The 17,883-nt window shown below is 60.3% G+C and carries 18 protein-coding genes; 9 read left to right on the top strand and 9 right to left on the bottom strand.

The features are described 5' to 3' along the window. Positions 1 to 63: 63 nt before the first annotated feature. The 5 genes from ACO07T_RS14670 to dusB form a co-directional block, all read right to left on the bottom strand. Positions 64 to 1,479: a sigma-54-dependent transcriptional regulator gene (locus tag ACO07T_RS14670; protein WP_209062485.1), complete on the bottom strand. Its 1,416-nt coding sequence runs from the start codon at positions 1,477 to 1,479 to the stop codon at positions 64 to 66. Further along, positions 1,476 to 3,728, bottom strand: a complete 2,253-nt coding sequence (locus tag ACO07T_RS14675; RefSeq protein WP_422050025.1) for an ATP-binding protein — start codon at positions 3,726 to 3,728, stop codon at positions 1,476 to 1,478. Before ACO07T_RS14675 ends, ACO07T_RS14670 begins: the two co-directional genes overlap by 4 nt. A gap of 136 nt (positions 3,729 to 3,864) precedes the next feature. Next, positions 3,865 to 5,229 (bottom strand): response regulator, encoded by a 1,365-nt coding sequence (locus tag ACO07T_RS14680; RefSeq protein ID WP_422050026.1) that lies wholly within the window; start codon positions 5,227 to 5,229, stop codon positions 3,865 to 3,867. Continuing rightward, positions 5,229 to 6,314 carry a two-component system sensor histidine kinase NtrB gene (locus ACO07T_RS14685; RefSeq protein ID WP_209078936.1) on the bottom strand — a complete coding sequence of 362 codons (1,086 nt, stop codon included), beginning with the start codon at positions 6,312 to 6,314 and terminating at the stop codon, positions 5,229 to 5,231. Before ACO07T_RS14685 ends, ACO07T_RS14680 begins: the two co-directional genes overlap by 1 nt. Further along, positions 6,311 to 7,327, bottom strand: coding sequence for a tRNA dihydrouridine synthase DusB (gene dusB, locus ACO07T_RS14690; protein WP_422050027.1), 1,017 nt, complete (start codon positions 7,325 to 7,327; stop codon positions 6,311 to 6,313). Before dusB ends, ACO07T_RS14685 begins: the two co-directional genes overlap by 4 nt. 159 nt (positions 7,328 to 7,486) lie before the next feature. Between dusB and ACO07T_RS14695 the strand changes: the two genes are divergently transcribed. The 4 genes from ACO07T_RS14695 (at position 7,487) to ACO07T_RS14710 (ending at position 10,968) form a co-directional block, all read left to right on the top strand. Continuing rightward, positions 7,487 to 8,668, top strand: a complete 1,182-nt coding sequence (locus ACO07T_RS14695) for a bifunctional 2-C-methyl-D-erythritol 4-phosphate cytidylyltransferase/2-C-methyl-D-erythritol 2,4-cyclodiphosphate synthase (RefSeq protein WP_422050028.1) — start codon at positions 7,487 to 7,489, stop codon at positions 8,666 to 8,668. Next, positions 8,665 to 9,147: a phosphatidylglycerophosphatase A gene (locus ACO07T_RS14700; protein ID WP_422050029.1), complete on the top strand. Its 483-nt coding sequence runs from the start codon at positions 8,665 to 8,667 to the stop codon at positions 9,145 to 9,147. The genes ACO07T_RS14695 and ACO07T_RS14700 overlap by 4 nt, the downstream gene beginning before the upstream one ends. Continuing rightward, positions 9,147 to 9,620: a CinA family protein gene (locus ACO07T_RS14705; protein WP_422050030.1), complete on the top strand. Its 474-nt coding sequence runs from the start codon at positions 9,147 to 9,149 to the stop codon at positions 9,618 to 9,620. The genes ACO07T_RS14700 and ACO07T_RS14705 overlap by 1 nt, the downstream gene beginning before the upstream one ends. Before the next feature lie 160 nt (positions 9,621 to 9,780). Then, a complete protein-coding gene (locus ACO07T_RS14710) occupies positions 9,781 to 10,968 on the top strand; it encodes an ammonium transporter (RefSeq protein WP_209078941.1) in 1,188 nt (395 codons plus the stop codon). An 87-nt stretch (positions 10,969 to 11,055) separates the two neighbouring features. Here the strand turns inward: ACO07T_RS14710 and ACO07T_RS14715 are convergent, their stop codons facing one another. Next, the gene (locus ACO07T_RS14715; RefSeq protein WP_422050031.1) at positions 11,056 to 11,511 is read right to left on the bottom strand and encodes a type II toxin-antitoxin system RatA family toxin; all 456 of its coding nucleotides are present in this window, start codon (positions 11,509 to 11,511) and stop codon (positions 11,056 to 11,058) included. Between the two features lie 123 nt (positions 11,512 to 11,634). Between ACO07T_RS14715 and hpt the strand changes: the two genes are divergently transcribed. Together hpt and ACO07T_RS14725 are read left to right on the top strand one after the other, a co-directional pair. Beyond that, positions 11,635 to 12,180 (top strand): hypoxanthine phosphoribosyltransferase, encoded by a 546-nt coding sequence (gene hpt, locus ACO07T_RS14720; RefSeq protein WP_209062457.1) that lies wholly within the window; start codon positions 11,635 to 11,637, stop codon positions 12,178 to 12,180. A gap of 168 nt (positions 12,181 to 12,348) precedes the next feature. Next, complete coding sequence (locus ACO07T_RS14725) at positions 12,349 to 12,531, top strand: hypothetical protein (RefSeq protein ID WP_209078943.1); 183 nt, start codon at positions 12,349 to 12,351, stop codon at positions 12,529 to 12,531. 12 nt (positions 12,532 to 12,543) lie between these two features. On the opposite strand, the gene ACO07T_RS14730 is transcribed toward ACO07T_RS14725, so the two are convergent. Next, positions 12,544 to 12,879 carry a 4a-hydroxytetrahydrobiopterin dehydratase gene (locus ACO07T_RS14730; RefSeq protein WP_422050032.1) on the bottom strand — a complete coding sequence of 112 codons (336 nt, stop codon included), beginning with the start codon at positions 12,877 to 12,879 and terminating at the stop codon, positions 12,544 to 12,546. A gap of 2 nt (positions 12,880 to 12,881) precedes the next feature. After that, on the bottom strand, positions 12,882 to 13,679 hold the full coding sequence (locus ACO07T_RS14735) for a phenylalanine 4-monooxygenase (protein ID WP_422050033.1): 798 nt from the start codon (positions 13,677 to 13,679) through the stop codon (positions 12,882 to 12,884). 123 nt (positions 13,680 to 13,802) lie between these two features. Here ACO07T_RS14735 and ACO07T_RS14740 point away from each other — a divergent pair, with 123 nt between their 5' ends. Continuing rightward, positions 13,803 to 14,264 carry an Lrp/AsnC family transcriptional regulator gene (locus ACO07T_RS14740; protein ID WP_209062445.1) on the top strand — a complete coding sequence of 154 codons (462 nt, stop codon included), beginning with the start codon at positions 13,803 to 13,805 and terminating at the stop codon, positions 14,262 to 14,264. A gap of 161 nt (positions 14,265 to 14,425) precedes the next feature. Here ACO07T_RS14740 and ACO07T_RS14745 read toward each other — a convergent pair whose 3' ends face one another. Continuing rightward, positions 14,426 to 16,114: a divergent polysaccharide deacetylase family protein gene (locus ACO07T_RS14745; protein WP_422050034.1), complete on the bottom strand. Its 1,689-nt coding sequence runs from the start codon at positions 16,112 to 16,114 to the stop codon at positions 14,426 to 14,428. A 145-nt stretch (positions 16,115 to 16,259) separates the two neighbouring features. On the opposite strand from ACO07T_RS14745, the gene ACO07T_RS14750 reads away from it, so the two are divergent. Together ACO07T_RS14750 and trpD are read left to right on the top strand one after the other, a co-directional pair. Next, complete coding sequence (locus ACO07T_RS14750) at positions 16,260 to 16,853, top strand: anthranilate synthase component II (RefSeq protein ID WP_209062412.1); 594 nt, start codon at positions 16,260 to 16,262, stop codon at positions 16,851 to 16,853. Then, positions 16,850 to 17,869, top strand: coding sequence for an anthranilate phosphoribosyltransferase (gene trpD / locus ACO07T_RS14755; RefSeq protein ID WP_422050035.1), 1,020 nt, complete (start codon positions 16,850 to 16,852; stop codon positions 17,867 to 17,869). The genes ACO07T_RS14750 and trpD overlap by 4 nt, the downstream gene beginning before the upstream one ends. Positions 17,870 to 17,883 lie beyond the last annotated feature (14 nt).

A 17,883-nucleotide genomic window follows, 5' to 3' on the forward strand; every position in this document is an offset into this window, starting at 1 on the left:
CAGAAACAAACGCGCGGAGCTTCCGCCCCGCGCGTTTTGTGTATACCCCTCCGCGGTGCAGCTTTATTCAGCCGCTTCGCTTTCCTCTTCAGGCACATGCGCCACACGCGCGCCTGCCTTGTTGGAGGTCACAACCCCCAGCGATTTTAGCTTGCGGTGCAGCGCGCTGCGCTCCATGCCGACAAAGCTCGCGGTGCGGCTGATATTGCCGCCAAAGCGGTTGATCTGGGTCAGCAGATATTCCCGTTCAAACGCCTCCCGCGCCTCGCGCAGCGGGAGCGTCGCCAACGTGCCAGACAGCACCACGCGGCCATCTTCCGCAGGCGTATCGGTTTCACCGGGCAACTCGCGGCTCTCAATCGGCCCCTGCCCGTCCCCAAGGATCAGCACCCGCTCAATCAGGTTCTTGAGCTGGCGCACATTGCCCGGCCAGACCATGGTCTGCATCAGTGCAATCGCATCCGCGCTCAGCTCGCGCAGCGGCAGGCCTTGGCTCTCATGCAACTGACCAAGGAAATAGCTCGCCAGCGCCGGAATGTCTTCGCGCCGCTCTTCCAGCGACGGCACCGCGATCGGCACAACATTCAGGCGGTGATAGAGCTCTTCGCGGAACGTGCCCTCTGCAATCGCCTGCGTCAGATCCTGATTGGTCGAAGAAATCACACGCAGATCCACGCGCACCTTCTTTGAGCCACCCACGCGGGTGAACTGCTGATCCACCAGCACCCGCAGGATCTTGCTCTGCGCCGCCAGCGGCATATCCGCAACCTCGTCAAAATAGACAATCCCGCCATTGGCCTGCTCCAGCAGTCCGGTCTCTATACCGCGCTCCGCACTTTCGCGCCCAAACAGGATCTCTTCCACGCGGTCCGGATCCATCCCCGCGCAGGAGACGGTGACAAACGGCGCGCTGGCGCGGTTGGAATTGGCATGGATATAGCGCGCCGCCACATCTTTGCCGACACCCGCAGGCCCGGTCAGCATCACCCGCCCGTTGGAGCGCGTGACCTTATCCAATTGCGACACCATCGCGCGATAGGCCGCGCTGTCACCGATCAGATCAGCCGGCTTGCCGTCCTGACGTTTCAGCTCGGTGTTTTCACGACGCAGACGGCTGGTCTCCATCGCCCGTTTGATCACCACCAGCAACTGGTCAATGTTAAACGGCTTTTCGATGAAATCATACGCGCCCTGCTTGATCGCCGCGACCGCAATCTCGATATTGCCGTGGCCCGAAATAATCACCACCGGCACTTCAGGATAGTCGTTTTTCACAGCCTTCAGGATGTCGATGCCATCCATATTGCTGTCCTTCAGCCAAATATCGAGGATCATCAGCGCCGGTTGCTCGCTGGTAACCTGCGCCATCGCCTCATCCGAGTTGCCCGCCAGCCGCGTCGAAAACCCCTCGTCTTTCAGGATGTCCGAAATCAGTTCCCGAATGTCGCGCTCATCGTCAACGATCAGAATGTCACTCATAATACTCGCTCGCTCTCTTTGATGTCCTCAGCAGGTGCAGCGCCCAAAGGGGCCAAAGGCAGCTTGATCTCTGCCATTGCACCAACATGAGAAGACGGTTCAAACACCGGCGCATCCAGCAGCGACAGCTGCCCGCCATGCTCTTCAATGATCTTTTTCACAATGGGGAGACCCAGCCCCGTACCCTTGTCACGCGTGGTGACATAAGGCTCAAACAGTCGGGCACGATCGGCAGGCAGGCCAATGCCATTGTCTGCAATCCGCAGCACCGCGTGCTCTTCTTCAATTTTCAACCTCACCCGAATTTCCGGAGAGATGACCTCCTCAGGATGTTTTTCCCGATAGGTTTCAATTGCTTCACCGGCATTCTTGATCAGATTGGTCAGCGCCTGTGAGATCATCGTGGCGTCCAGATCCACGGTCATCGGCCCTTTGCAGATGTCGCGCACAAACCGCACATCCGGCTGGCCGGTTTCCTGCAACAGCACCGCCGCCTGCACCAGCTCCACCAGATCAGCGGCCTTGCGATCGGGCTCCGGCATCCGTGCAAATTTGGAAAACTCATCCACAATCCGGCGCAGATCATTGGTCTGGCGCACAATCACATCGGTCATCTGCTCAAGCGTGTCGCTGTCCTCTCCCAGACGGCTGGCAAACTTGCGGCGAATACGTTCAGCCGACAGCTGAATCGGGGTCAGCGGGTTCTTGATCTCGTGGGCAATGCGGCGTGCCACGTCGCCCCAGGCCGCTGTCCGCTGTGCCGTCACCAGATTGGTCACATCATCAAAGGCCACCACATAGCCCTCAAGCGTGCCATCGTCGCGCCGCCGCGTGGACATGCGCACCAAGAGATGCTCCAGTCGTCCGCCCCGGACCACCTTCACCTCTTCCTGCGCCACTTCCTTGCCGCCCGAAGTCAGCTCCTCAAGCACCGGACCAAACTCCGGCACCGCCACCGCCAGAGGCATCGCCTGATGGTCATCCGCCCAGGCCAAAAGCCGTTCTGCGGAGCGGTTCACAAAGGACACCTTGCCCTCCGCCGTCAGCCCGACAACACCGGACGTCACCGAGGTCAGCACGCTGTCAAACATGCGGCGGCGGCGGTCAATCTGGCGGGTGTTGTCCAGCAATGTCTCGCGCTGCACCTTCAGCTGGCCGGTCATCTGGTTGAAGTAGCGCCCCAGCATGGCGATCTCATCATCGCCTTCTTCCTCGCGCACTTTCACATCCAGATCACCCGCCCCGACGCGCTGTGCCGCCTGCATCAGCCGCCCAACCGGACGTGACAGCCGTTCCGCCATCCACATGCCCATCCAGATCGCCGCCAGAACCAGAATCAGCGCAAACCCGAGGTAGATCAGACCAAACTCAAACAGCCGCTGCCCGCGCTCGCTCTCCAGCTGCGAATACAGCCGCGCACTGGCCTGCGTGTCATCCAGCAGCTGGAAAATCTCCGCATCCACCTCGCGGCTGATGTAGAGATAGCGGTCCACAAAGGCCTCAAGCCGCACCAGCGCGCGCATCTCATTGTTGTCCAGATCACGGATGATGACATAGCCATCCTCCACGGTCGCGGCCATCTCCGCTTCGGTCGGCTTTTCAAAGTCAAACAGATAGGAGCGTTCACCCCGCGCGCGCAGCTCGCCTGTGCCATCGATCACAAAGGCTTCTTTCAGACCGCGCTGGATCTGCACCTGCCCAGCGGCCAGCAAAACCCGAAGCTCACCCGCATCCATAAAGAAGGTCGCGCGCCGCCGGTTGTTGAGAAACTCCGCCAGCGCGCCCGCGTCTTCTTTGAGCGCCTCAATATGCTCTTCTTCATAGGCCTGCGCCGCTGAGAGTGAATTGCCCACCACCTGCCGCACGCGCTCGCTGAACCAGCCTTCAAGGCCGATGTTCAGCGTCAGCCCGGCAAACACCGCCACCGTCACCGCAGGCACCACAGCCAGCACGGCAAACGCCCCGGTCAGTCTCAGATGCAGGCGCGATCCGGCAGAGCGGGCACGGCGCGAGGAAATCGCGCGCACCACATTCTGCAGCACCAGCGCGGCCACGATCAGAACATAGGCAAAATCGGCAAGAAAAATTGCACGCAATGTGCTGGAGGAGGCGCCAAGCCCAAACGGACCAAGCGCCAGATAGGTCGCCAAAGCAAGCGCCGGAGCCAGCACCACCAGCCCGAAAGCTGCGGCATTCTGGACACGCCTTTGACTGCGCAGGCGCTGAAAACGCGCCCAGTGACTCGTCATTGTCCGGCTCGACACCCGACTTCCCCAATTGATTTGGTGGCGCTTGCGCGCCCCACCGCCATATCAGGTGGTACATTCTATGAGACGTGTCGTTTTTTGACGACTGCGGCTCTGGCACCACATTTATGTGGCCTTTTTACATCAATTTGCGGCGGCGTGTCACGTGAATATCCAGATCGGTGATCTTTTTACGCAAAGTATTCCGATTTATCCCCAACAAATCAGCACATTTGGCCTGATTTCCGCCGGTTGCATCCAGCGCGATTTCGATTAGAGGCAGCTCAATCTCGCGCAGAATCCGCGCATAGAGCCCTGCCGGGGGCAGCATATTTCCATGCAAATCAAAGTAACGGCGCAGATGGCGCGCCACGCTGGCTGAGAGCTTTTCATTGTCCTCACCGCCCATAAGCGGGCCCGCCTGCGGCGCAGTGCCCAGCACCATTTCCGCTTCGGTTTTGATCACCTCTTCCGCCTGCGCGGTCAGCACAAGACGGCGCACCGCATTTTCAAGCTGACGCACGTTGCCCGGCCAGCTGTAGGTGCGGAACATTTCCATCGCATTTTCCGAGAACACCCGCATCGGCGCGCCTTCGCGCTCTGCACGGTGCAGGAAGTGCTCCACCAGCAGTGGGATGTCGTCCACCCGCTCCCGCAATGCCGGCACATGGATCGCCGCGCCATTGAGGCGATAGTAGAGATCCTGCCGCACGGTGCCGTTCTCCATGGCGGTGTTCAGGTTCACCTGACTGGTCGCCATAAAGCGCGGGTTCTGGTCGCCCGGAGTGTCAATCATCCGCACAATGCGGGCCTGCACCTCGTCTTCAATATCGCCGATCTCATCAAACAGGATCGTGCCGCCTTTGGCTTTGGCCAGCACGCGCGCGGGGCCTTCCAGGTCGCTCAAATCCGCAGCATTGACCACCACAAACGGCAGGTTACGCCGATCAGAGAAGTCGTGGATCTCTTTTGCGATCAGAGATTTACCCGTGCCACTTTCACCTGAAATCAGCACCGGCAGATCGGTGTTCATCACCCGCGCCACAAGCCGGTAAAGCGCCTGCATCGCGGGGGTACGCCCCACCAGCGGCAGCTCATCAGGCCGGTCTTCCTCCACCGCAGGCGCGGCAGGCGCACGGCGCTTCTGCTCCAGCGCCTTTCCGGTGCGCTTCATCAGATCCGGCAGATCAAACGGTTTGGGCAGATAGTCATAGGCCTCTGCTTCCGCCGCCTGAATCGCCGTCATGATGGTGTTCTGAGCAGAAATCACGATCACCGGCAGGCCCGGACGGTCCTCGGAAATCTTGGGCAGCATCTCAAGGCCATTGCCATCGGGCATCATCACATCGGTGATCACCACATCGCCCTTGCCTTCGCCCACCCAGCGCATCAGCGTGGTCAGCGAGGAGGTGGCATGCACCTTACAGCCCGCCCGCGTCAGCGCTTGCGTCAATACTGTGCGGATTGTGCGATCGTCATCTGCGACCAGAACCGTGCCATCCATCAGAGGCTCTCCTCATATTTCTTGAGAGTTTCTTTGCTCGCCCGTGGCAGCGACAGCTTGAACACCGTGCGCCCCGGCACGCTGTCCACTGTGATCAGACCGCCATGATCCGAAATGATTTTGCTCACCAGCGCGAGGCCAAGTCCCGTGCCATTCTCCCGCCCGGAAACGAAAGGATCAAACACGTCGCCCTCCAGATGCTGCGGCAGGCCGGGACCATCATCAATGACCTCAATCTGCAGCGGCAGCGGCTGGCCTGTGCCATCCGCACGGCGCATCCGGAAGGAATGCTCATAATAGGTGCGAATGCGGATTTTCCCTGAATCTCCAGCAGCTTCAGAGGCATTCTTCAGGAGGTTCAACACCACCTGCAGGAGCTGATCCGCGTCGCCCTCAGCCGGTGGCAGGGAGGGGTCGTAATCCTCCACAATCTCCATGTGCGCGCCATAGCTCACCAAGGCAGAGCGCCGCGCGCGGTCCAGAACATCGTGGATATTGACCGGCTTCTTCTGCGGCAGCGACAGGTTGCCAAACTGCTCCACCTGCTCCAGCAGCTTCACGATCCGGCGGCTTTCCTCCACGATCAGATCGGTCAGCTCCAGATCTTCCGCGCTCAGGTTCATCGACAAAAGCTGCGCCGCACCGGTGATCCCCGCCAGCGGGTTCTTGATCTCATGGGCCAGCATCTCAGCCATGCCGATGGCGGATTTGGCCGATGATTTCACACCGTTGCTGCGGGTCATGCGCCCGGCCAGCTCACGGCTGGAAATCAGAAACAGCATCTCGCCCGGCGCATCCGCCAACGGCGCAATCTGCAGATTGCACTGCACAGGCGGCGCATTGCCGGTGCCCAGATCCGCGTCATTCACAAACAGCGGCGTGCCATGTTCCCTTGCGCGCTGAAACGCCTCCTCAAGCGGGGCGTCAATCATCACCTTGTCCCAGATGGGCTGCCCGACCATCGATTTGGCCGAGGCGTTCAGAAAAGTTTCCGCCGCCGGGTTGATGCGCAGGATCTTGTCATCCGCGTCCACCACCAGCCCCGGCACGGGCAGCGAGTTCCATATGGGGTTATGCGCGCTCATGCGGCCTCTTTGTTGTTGTTGGGCGCATCATCACCGCTCGGCATCAAAGCCTCCGCCAAAAGCGCCATCACTTCGTCAATGTCCCGGCTGGTCTGCACCCGGCGGCGCAAGCCGGCCTCGGTGCCCACGGTGTCCATGTACCAACCCAAATGTTTGCGCGCGACGCGCAGGCCCAGATCGGTGCCGTAAAAGGACAGCATCGCTGCATAATGCCCCTGCACCAGCTCCACCAGAGCTGTGCCGGTGGGCACTTCCGGCGCCTCTGTGCCAAAAATCTCCGCCGCAATCTGCGCCAGCAGCCAGGGTTTGCCCTGCGCCCCGCGCCCCACCATCACGCCGTCCGCGCCGGAGGCCGCCATCGCCGCCTTTGCGCTCTCCGCGTCCACAATGTCGCCATTGGCAATCACCGGGATCGACACCACGTCTTTCACGCCCCGGATCGCCGCCCAATCGGCGGACCCTTTGTAAAACTGACAGCGCGTGCGCCCGTGGATGGTCAGCATCTGAACGCCCGCATCCTCTGCCCGCTTCGCAAGCTCCGGCGCATTGAGCATATTGTCGTCCCACCCCAGCCGCGTCTTCAGCGTCACCGGAATCTCCACTGCGCCCACCACGGCCTCAATCAGCGTCAGCGCGTGATCCAGATCTTTCATCAGAGCGGAGCCGCTGGCTCCCGCACCGCTGGCGCTGGTCACTTTCTTCGCCGGACAGCCCATGTTGATGTCGATCAGCGTCGCGCCATTGGCCTCCACCTGACGCGCGGCCTCTGCCATCCAATGCGCCTCACGGCCTGCAAGCTGCACCGAGGTGATCGCATCACCAAATCCCAGCTCCGCACGCTCGCGCACACCGGGCTTGGCCTGCACCATTTCCTGGCTTGCCACCATTTCGCTCACCACCAGTCCGGCACCAAACTGGCTCACCAGATCCCGATACGGGCGATCGGTGATCCCGGCCAACGGCGCCAGAAAAACGGGCGGTGTCAAAGAGAGATGTGCGACTTGAACGGTCACGTGCCTAATCCTTGTGCAGTGCCTTCGGCGTATCTGACCCATTGGTCAAACTCAATGAAGGGGTGGTGATTTTTTCGGCAGCAAATTGCATATGCTTAAAAATTAAGCAATCGCTAAGGGTCAATTGCCACTCTGACTTGCAGGTTCTACACAGTGGGCATGACAAATGCCTCTTTCAATAGCCCCGCCGATACCCCGCCTCGCACTGCCGCAGTGGTTGTTGCCGCCGGTCGCGGCACCCGTGCGGGAGGTGGAATCCCCAAGCAGTGGCGGCAGGTTGCCGGAAAAAGCGTCGCTGAATGGACGCTCACCGCTTTTCTAACACACCCGGAGGTAGACGAGGTGGTTTTGGTGACCCACCTCGACGACACGCAATTTACCGCCGAACTGCCGGTGACACAGGTTCACGGCGGCGCAACACGGGACGCTTCGGTGCTGGCCGGGCTTGAGGCCCTCAGCGGGCGTGGCATCACCCATGTGTTGATCCACGATGTGGCCCGCGCGGGCATTGATGCCGCCACGATCTCCTCTGTGATTGCCGCCCTGACCTCCGGTGCCTCCGGTGCAGCCCCTGCGCTCGCCGTCACCGATGCGCTCTGGCGCGGCGAAGGCGGGCTTGTGACCGGCACGCAGGACCGCGACGGCCTGTTTCGCGCGCAAACGCCCCAGGGCTTCGCCTATGAGGCAATTCTCGCGGCCCATCACACCCATCCGGGCGGTGCGGCTGATGATGTGGAGGTCGCCCGCGCCGCCGGGCTTGACGTCGCCATCGTGCCGGGCAATGAGCGCAACCTGAAAATCACCACACCAGACGATTTTGCCCGTCTGGAACAGCACCTGAGAGGCGACATGAATAGTCTTCCCGATATCAGACTGGGCAACGGATATGATGTGCACGCATTTGAAGAGGGCGATCACGTCATCCTCTGCGGCGTCCGCATCCCGCACCACAAAGCCCTCAAAGGCCACTCAGACGCCGATGTGGGCATGCATGCGGTCACAGATGCGATCTACGGCGCATTGGCCGAAGGCGACATTGGCCGCCACTTCCCGCCATCTGAGGCGGAATGGAAAGATATGGACAGTGCGGTCTTTCTGAAACACGCGGTGGATCTCGCAGCCGCCAAAGGCTTCACCATCTCCAATGTCGATTGCACCCTGATCTGTGAACGCCCCAAAGTCGGGCCACACGCCCCCGCCATGATTGCCCGCATGGCAGAGATCATGGGCATGGAGGAAACCCGCGTCTCCATCAAAGCCACTACAAGTGAGAAACTCGGCTTCACAGGCCGCGAAGAAGGGATTGCGGCCATTGCCACCGCAACGCTGGTGAAACCATGAGCACGATGATCGCAACATTCTTCGGCGTCGGCCGCCTGCCCTTTGCTCCCGGCACATGGGGCTCTCTGGCTGCGCTGCTGATCGGCTGGGCCGCTGAGCGCTACGTCGGCCTCTGGCTGCTGATCCTGCTGACCGTGATCTCCATCATCGCCGGTTTCTGGGCCTGCCACCGCGAATTGGCCGACAGACCGGGTGACGACCCTTCAGAGATCGTGATTGATGAGGTCGCGGGCATGTGGATCGCGCTGCTCTTCCCAGCCATCGCTTTTGCGGCGCGCGACATGTCCATGGTCTGGCCTGGGCCCATCGCGGCGTTTTTCTTCTTCCGCCTGTTTGACATCCGCAAACCCTGGCTCGTGGGCCGCGCCGACCGCCGCCATGATCCCGTGGGTGTGATGCTTGATGACCTCTGGGCCGGTGTCTTTGCCGGTGTCGCCACGCTTGTGACTGCTGCGCTCTTTCATGTGGTGCTGTTGTGATGGTGGATGTCGCCGCACTGCTTGCGGCCTGCCGCGCCGCCGACCTGCGCATCGCCACCGCAGAAAGCTGCACCGGCGGCATGGTGGCCGCTGCGCTGACCGACATTCCCGGCTCTTCCGCCACCTTTGAGCGCGGCTTTGTGACCTACACCAATCAGGCCAAGGTCGAGATGCTGGGCGTGGCGCAAGCCACGCTGGATGCGGTTGGCGCCGTGTCAGAGGAGGTCGCGCGAGAAATGGCCCTTGGCGCGCTGGCCCATTCTGCGGCGGATCTCGCCGTGTCAATTACCGGCATCGCTGGTCCCGGCGGCTCCGAGTTCAAACCCGAAGGCCGCGTCTGTTTTGGCATCGCCTCTGCAACAGGATGCAGCACCGAGACCGTCGAGTTTGGCGCATTGGGCCGCGGAAATGTGCGCAAAGCGGCGCGGAATCATGCGCTATCGCTTCTTTTTAAGGCATCCTGCGCAAACTGACGCGCATTTGCACAAATAGCTGCATTTTCCGCCCATATTTTAATCACATTACAAAACGCCCCATTTTAAGGCGCTCCGCATCATATTCAGACTTTGTTATAAGCAGGTTTTCCGCTTTTTGACCTGAAATCACCACTCAGGGACAAAGAGGAAAGAAATTATGAACGGAGCGGACACCGCATGGATCATTGTGGCGACAGCCCTGGTCCTGTTCATGACATTGCCAGGTCTGGCCTTGTTTTACGGGGGCCTTGTGCGCGCGCGCAACGTGCTCAGCGTTTTTATGCAAACCTACGCGATTGCCTGTTTAATGAGCGTTCTGTGGCTGGCCTTTGGCTACTCCATCGCCTTTGGCAATGACGGCGGCGCAAGCTCGGTTTGGGGCGGGCTTGGCAAAATGTTCCTCGCAGGCGTCACCGCCGACAGCCTCTCCGGCACCCTGCCCGAAGTGCTGTTCTTCGCCTTCCAGATGACCTTTGCCATCATCACCCCGGCGCTGATCGTCGGCGCTTATGTGGAGCGCATCGGCTTTGGTTTTGTGCTGCTGTTCTCCGGTCTCTGGATGCTTCTGTGCTACGCGCCTGTGGTGCACTGGATCTGGGGCGGCGGCATGATGGCGGATGGCGGCATCTTCGGCGAAATCGGTGTGCGCGACTTTGCCGGTGGCATTGTGGTGCATGAAACCGCAGGCCTCGCCGCCCTCATCATCGCGGTCATGCTCGGCGCACGCCGCCACCGCACCACCCCGCCGCACGCCCCATGGATGGTGATGATCGGCGCGGCCATGCTCTGGGTCGGCTGGTTCGGCTTTAACGGCGGCAGCCAACTCGCCGCTGACGGCGGCGCAGCCATGGCGCTCACCGTCACCCACATCTCCGCAGCCACCGCCTCGCTCACATGGGCACTCTGGGAGCGCATCAAATACGGCAAAGCTTCCCTTGTGGGTCTTGTCACCGGCACCATCGCAGGCCTCGCCTCGATCACCCCTGCCTCAGGCTTTGTCGGCCCGGTCGAAGCACTGATCATCGGCGCCATCGCAGGCATTCTCTGTCAGGAAGCCGTGAATGTCGTGCGCAACATGCTCAACATCGACGACACGCTGGACGTCTTCGCGGTCCACGGCGTCGGCGGCATCTTCGGCACCATCATGATCGCTGTGTTTGGTCAGGGCACATGGGTCGCCCAGCTCGGCGGCCTCGCGGTTGTCGGCCTCTTCACACTGGTTGTGACCGTGGTGCTGGTGAAAGTCGTGAGCTTCATCACCCCGCTGCGCGTGGATGAGGAAACCGAAGTCAACGGTCTGGATCTCGAAGTCCACGGCGAGCGCGCCTACGACACCGCCTCCTGACGCGAGGTCAGAACACGCAACTCTTGGGCGGCCGCCACATCAGGCCGCCCTTTTTATTGCCCCAACGATTTCAGAAAACAGCGGCCCTCAGCCGTAAAGCGCTTTCGCCCGCGCCTCAAACGCCGCCACAATCCGGTTCATCGCCTCATAAAACACAAGGCCAATCGCCTTCTGCAAAATGATGTTCTTGAACTCGAAATCCACAAAGAACTTCACCTCGACGCCGCCGTCCACATCCGCAAAATCCCAGGTGGATTTCATGTATTTGAACGGCCCGTCCAGATACTCCGTGTCGATGTGCTTGGCCTCAGGATAAAGCCCCACACGGCTGCCAAACCGCTCCCGAAACACTTTGAACGAGATCACCAGATCCGCCAGCATCTCCACGCCTTTGCCATGCGCGGTCTCAATCGGCGTGGTCGAGCGCACCCGCGCCGCCGCACACCAGGGCAAAAACTGCGGATAGGCCGCCACATCGGCCACAAGGTCATACATTTGTTGGGCTGAATAGGGCAGCGTGCGAGTCTCAGAGTGCGTGGGCATGTGGTTCCGTAAAGCTGTCCAAAGTAACGTGCCATTTTAGCGTGACAGTGTTTCGCGTCCCCGCTATGCACTGTGCTGCCCGCGCTCATATCCACTCTGCGGGCGTAAAATCAAGAGGGTCTCATGTCAGAGCGTCCATATGTCATTGATCAAATGATCTCAGCCAAGTCGATTGCCGCCCGGATCGAAGATCTGTCGCGCGAAATCCAAGCGGAATATGCGGGCACCGATAAGCTGATTGTGGTGGGCCTTCTGCGCGGCTCTTTTGTCTTCATCGCCGATCTGGTGCGCGAGCTGGAACTGCCGGTCGAGGTCGATTTCCTTGAGGCCTCCTCTTACGGCAACGCCATGGAAAGCAGCCGGGAAGTGCGCATTTTCAAAGACTTGCGTGGCGAGATTGAAGGCCGTGACGTTCTGGTGGTCGAAGATATCGTCGACACAGGCCACACGCTCACCCACGTGATGCACCTGCTGAAGGCCCGCAACCCGGCCAAGATCAAAACCATCGCACTTCTGGACAAACCCAGCCGCCGCGAAGCGGACATCGCCGCCGATTGGATCGGCTTTTCAATTCCTGATGAATTTGTCGTGGGCTATGGCATCGACTACGCCCAACGCAACCGCAACCTGCCTTTCATCGGCAAAGTGCGCTTCACCGAAGAGAGCTGATCCCTCTCAGAGCCACCAGTTATGGGAGCGCAGTTATGACGCGCTGCGCCCCCAACGCCACTCTATCTGAGCTGCAGAACGCCAAACATGGGACGCGCCCATTGAGCGGGCGCAAAACCTCAGGCATTCTCATTCCACAAATATCCAAATCCAGCGGTGGCCCCAAAGATGAACTTTCGCCATTTGATCCGCATGAGCCAATGGGCGCGCAACCCGCCTTCTGAAAAGCGGGTCAAGCTGGTGTTTGGCGTGATCATCCTCTGCATCGTCCTTGTGCTGATCGAGCGCTTTGTCGGCTGGCCCGACGCGCTCACGCTTGATCCCAAGGCGCGCACAACGGTGAAATTCTAACGCGCCACGTGGTCAGGCCAGCAGCGCATCCAATTTCGCCGCACAGATGAAATCATTCTCCGAAAGCCTGTCCAGCTCATGGCAGGTATAGGTGATTTCACAATACCCCCAGCCAAAGCGCACATCCGCATGATGCCCCTCTTTGTCGCTGAGAAACGCCACCATATTGGCCGCATAAACCGCCTTGGCATAGGCCTTGAACCTCAGTGTCCGCACAAGGCTTTTGCCATCCGCGACCATCACCCAGTCCGGATGCAGCTTGGCTTTCAGCGCCTCAATCTCCGCAGCGCTGAGCGGAGGCACCCAGCCGTCACAGGACGCACAGGTTCCCGCCGTCAAATCCTCCATGATCACGCGGCCTCCGGCTTTGGCGGGAACACAGGGTCATGCAACCCAAGCGCCTGCGCGGATTTGATGTCGGCCAGCAGATCCCGCTCCGCCGCTTCCAAAAGCTGCTCCACCGTGTCGAGCACAAAATAGATCGGCTGGTTGATGTCGATCCGGTACGGCGTGCGCAGAATGTCGATCACCTCAAACGGCTTGCGGATCACGCTTGGCTCTTGCACCGAATGCGCCAGCTCCCCGGGCGAGGACGCCAACCCCGATCCCAGCGCCTTGATCTCTCCCCCTTCGCGGATCAGACCAAACTCCACCGTGAACCAATAAAGCCGGATCAGCCAGGAATAGTCTGCCGCCGCACAGGTCAGCCCCGTCTCACCAATCTTCTGAGAAAACCGGGCAAAGCGCGCGTCCGTGAGCAATGGCGTATGTCCGTAGATTTCATGGAAGATGTCGGGCTCCTCGATATAGTCAAAACTTTCGCGGTCCCGAATGAATGACGCCGCCGGAAAGGTCCTTTCCGAGAGCATTTTAAAAAACCGCCCAAACCCGATCAGCGCCGGCACCGGGGCCACCCGCCAACCGGTATGTTCACGCAGAACCTCTGACACCTCCACGCATTGTGGCACGCGGTCTTTGGGCAGGTTCAGCTTACGCTGCCCGGCCAGAAACGGCTCCGCCGCAAGTTTCTCCACATGGGGTTGTTGCTGCGCCACCAGATCCCGCCACACCGCATCCTCCGCAGCGGTGTAGAGAATCCGTCCGGTCGCATCCGGCTCTTTGGCCACATATTTGGTGCTTTTGGGCATTTTAAACGCTCCTCCTCCTGAAACCATGTTAGGTCTGAATCTGAACAAGAGTTTTTCCATCTTTTGGCTGCAAAAGAGATTTCAGACAGATTTTACCCGAATCTCGATTTTATGAGGCAAAATATGCTCGACAGCTTTGAACGGCTCATCCTTAAGGTCCTGCAGCGTGACGGCCGCGCCAGCACGCAGGATCTTTCCGACTCCGTGGGGCTTTCGCCCTCTCCCTGCTGGCGGCGGGTGAAGCGGCTGGAGGAGGAAGGCTACATCCTGCGCTATGCCGCCATTCTGGATGGCAAGAAGCTCGGGTTGAACGCCTTTGCCTATGTGCAGATTTCGCTGATCGACCACAGCGAAGAGACCATCAAAGTGTTCAACGATTTTGTCGCGCAGAGCGATCAGGTGCTGGAATGCGCCTCGATCACCGGGGACTTCGACTTTGTGCTGAAAGTTGTGGCCCGTGATCCGGAGGCGCTGGAGCAGTTCATCATGAAGCGCATTCTGCGTCTGGGCGTGGTGCGCACCACCACAACCAATTTCATTTTGCGCCAGATGAAAACCGCAGGCAGCCTGCCGGTTGAGGCCTGAATTCTGTTGCCATGTCCAACGCAACAGCGCGCGCCCCGTTTATGGGACGCGCGCTGAAAATTGCACCTACGCAATACCGTGGGGATACCGACGCGATACCGACGTGAAATCAGGGCTCCAAAAGCGCGTTAACCTTTGAGTCGCGCAGCCCGGCTCTGATCTCAGTTGATGGTGTCAAAGCTCGCCGAAATCGGCGCCATGGCCACGGTGCCCGCGCGGTCCTGCAGCGCCCACAACAGCAGCGCAGAGATGGTTTCATCCCGCAGCCGTCCCACCATCACAACACCGTCTTCCTGCGCTGCCTTAAAGGCCGCATTGTCGAGAAAACGGCGCATCACCACCGCTGTCTGCCCCGCGTCATCAAAGTCGCGGAACACGCTGGTGGAGGGCACGCCTTCCTTGGCGGCGAGCTTCTGTGCCGTGTTCAACCCATTGGAAAGCATCAGCAATCCATGGCCGCTGCCCAACAGCGCTTGTGCAACCTGATCGCTCACAACCTTGCTGCCTTGCAGCCCGTCGCTCAGCCCTTCCATCACGCCCACAAACGTATCAGAGACCGACAGATGCGCCTGCATTGCCTGCTCCACATCTGAGGCGGTTGCCTCCGCAGGCATATCCACCATCGCCAGAACCTCAAAGCCGCGCAGACGGTAATCCGCCGCCTTTTCAGTGACTTGCGGGTCCAGCGTGCTCACCGCAATGCTCAGCGGATAGGGAAAGCTCTCAAGCGCCTCCATATCAAATTCATGCTCACCAGTGTCCACCAGAACGATCGACATCACCGGTTTATTCTCTGCGTTTTCAAAGCCTTCCGCGTTGGACACCACCGGCCGTGCCACCGGCGTGACGGCCGCAGCATCCGCAATCACAACCTCTTCCGTCGCCGCATCCCCAACCGAGGGCAGCCGCGCAGATTTCAACTGAGGGAAAGCTTCATTCAGATTGCCAGCCGGTTTGAGCAGCGATGCCGTCGCCGCCTCATCCACAGGGGTCTCCCCCGCCTCTGCATTTGGCGTCAGGTCTACGGCCTCCGGGCTTGGCACCGCTTCAGAGACCAGCGGTGTTTCTTCAGTGTTATCAGCGCCTTCCGGCGCATCCTCGGCGATGATCACATCGGCTTCGCCTTCCGCCGCCTCACCCTCAGGCGCGGTCTCCAGCGCAGGTTCTTCGATCACCACTTCTTCAACAGGAGCCGCATCCGCCACCACATCTGCGCCAGTCTCTTCGGCTGCCTCCTCGGTCGCAGCTTGCGCAACCGCCTCCGCTTCCACCGCAGGATCCTCAATCACGATCTCTTCTATTGGCGCTTCACTCTCAGCAGCTTCTGCAGTCTCACCCTCCTCGGCCAATTCAGGAGCCACCGGCGTGGCAAAGGCTTCACCCGACAGAGGCGCTGGCGCCGCAGGCTGGGCGGGATTTGTAGAAATCGACAGCTCCGCTTCCGCCTCAGGCGCCGTTGGGGTCTGCGCCTGCGGTGTCGGCAAAACCGAAGTTTCTCCTTCAATTTCAACTGCTCCGCTGTCCGCAATCTCCTGTGGCGCGGCCAGTTCAGCCTCCAGATCTTCCGGCTCAGGCTTGGGCGCAGAATCAGTGATCCCGAGCGGCACCGCATCATCGGCCTCCACCTCAGGCACAGCCGCCCCTGGCACCGCATCAACCTCCGCATCGGTTTGCGAGGTCGCATCCAACGTGGTGCTTTGTGCAAGCCCTTCCTGGGTTTCCTGCGGGGTCACCGCCGTTGTCTGCGGGCGCACCGTTGCAGGCAAAGGAGACAGCAAAGACGCCGCCGCAAGCACACCCCCAATGAGGATGACGCCCCAGAACACACCAGCCAAAAATCCGCGCAACATAGTTCTCTGCCCTTATTTGTTCCAAATTTACGGGGCGAACCTGCCTGTGCCCCTCTTGACCCTCTGCGCCAAGCCTGAGCATGTATACCGCGAGCAGGCCCTTCGCCTCCACCCCTTTCGCATCTTTAGGATAAGAACCGACAAAATGCTGCTTCTGATCGATAATTACGACAGTTTCACCTATAATCTTGTGCATTATCTGGGCGAGTTGGGCGCCGATGTGCAGGTCTGGCGAAACGACGCGCTGACGGTACAGGACGCCATGGGGATGAACCCGGCCGGTATTTTGCTGTCTCCCGGCCCCTGTGATCCCGATCAGGCAGGCATTTGCCTCGCCCTGACCGAAGCCGCAGCAGAAACCCGCACGCCGCTTATGGGCGTGTGTCTGGGCCATCAAACCATCGGTCAGGCCTTTGGCGGCAACGTCGTGCGCTGTCATGAGATCGTGCACGGCAAGATGGGCACCATGAAGCACACCGGCAAAGGCGTGTTCGCGGGTCTGCCCAGCCCCTTTGAGGCCACCCGCTATCACTCTTTGGTGGTGGACCGTGAAACCTTCCCCGATAGCCTTGAAATCACGGCAGAACTTGAGGATGGCACCATCATGGGTCTGCAGCACAAGGAGCTGCCGATTCAGGGCGTGCAGTTCCATCCGGAGTCCATCGCCTCTGAACACGGCCACGCCATGCTCAAGAACTTCCTGGACATGATGCCCTCCCCGAAAGGCGCCGCCGCATGAGCCATGATATCAAGACGCTGATCGGCGCAGCCGCGGATCGTCCGCTGTCGCGCGACCAGGCCGAGGCCGCTTTCTCCCTTCTGTTTGAGGGCGAGGCAACACCAAGCCAGATGGGCGGCCTTCTGATGGCGCTGCGCACCCGTGGCGAAACGGTGGATGAATATGCCGCCGCCGCCGCCGTTATGCGCGCCAAATGTAACGCCGTGAACGCGCCTGCGGGCGCGATTGACATCGTTGGCACAGGCGGGGATGGCAAGCACACGCTCAACATCTCCACCGCCACGGCCTTCGTTGTGGCTGGCGCTGGCGTGCCCGTGGCCAAACACGGCAACCGCAATCTCAGTTCCAAATCCGGCACTGCGGATGTTCAAACCCAAATGGGCATCAACGTGATGGTCGGACCGGAAGTGGTTGAAAAGGCTCTGGAAAGCTGTGGCATCGCCTTCATGATGGCGCCCATGCATCACCCGGCGATTGCCCATGTGATGCCCACCCGCGCAGAGCTTGGCACCCGCACAATCTTCAACATCCTCGGCCCGCTGACCAACCCGGCAGGCGTCAAACGCCAACTGACCGGCGCTTTCACCCGCGACCTCATTCGCCCCATGGCCGAAACACTTGGCCAATTGGGCAGCGAGCGCGCTTGGCTGGTGCATGGCTCTGACGGCACCGATGAGCTGACCATCACCGGCGTGAGCTGGGTTTCCGCACTTGAGACCGACGGCACCGTCAAAGATGTTGAGCTGCACCCCGAAGACGCTGGTCTGCCCGTGCATCCTTTTGAGGCCATCGTCGGTGGCACGCCCGAGGACAACGCCAATGCCTTCCGCGCGCTTCTGGACGGCGCACAAAACGCGTATCGCGATGCGGTCCTGTTGAACTCCGCAGCCGCGCTTGTGGTGGCAGACGCAGCGAGTGATCTGAAAGAAGGCGTTGAAAAAGCACGCGAAAGCATCGACAGCGGCGCAGCCAAAGGCAAAGTCGCCGCATTGGCCAAAGTCACCTCTGCCGCGTGATCCGCGCTGTGCAA

The sequence above is a fragment of the Shimia sp. genome (assembly GCF_965227725.1).
Classification (GTDB): domain Bacteria; phylum Pseudomonadota; class Alphaproteobacteria; order Rhodobacterales; family Rhodobacteraceae; genus Shimia.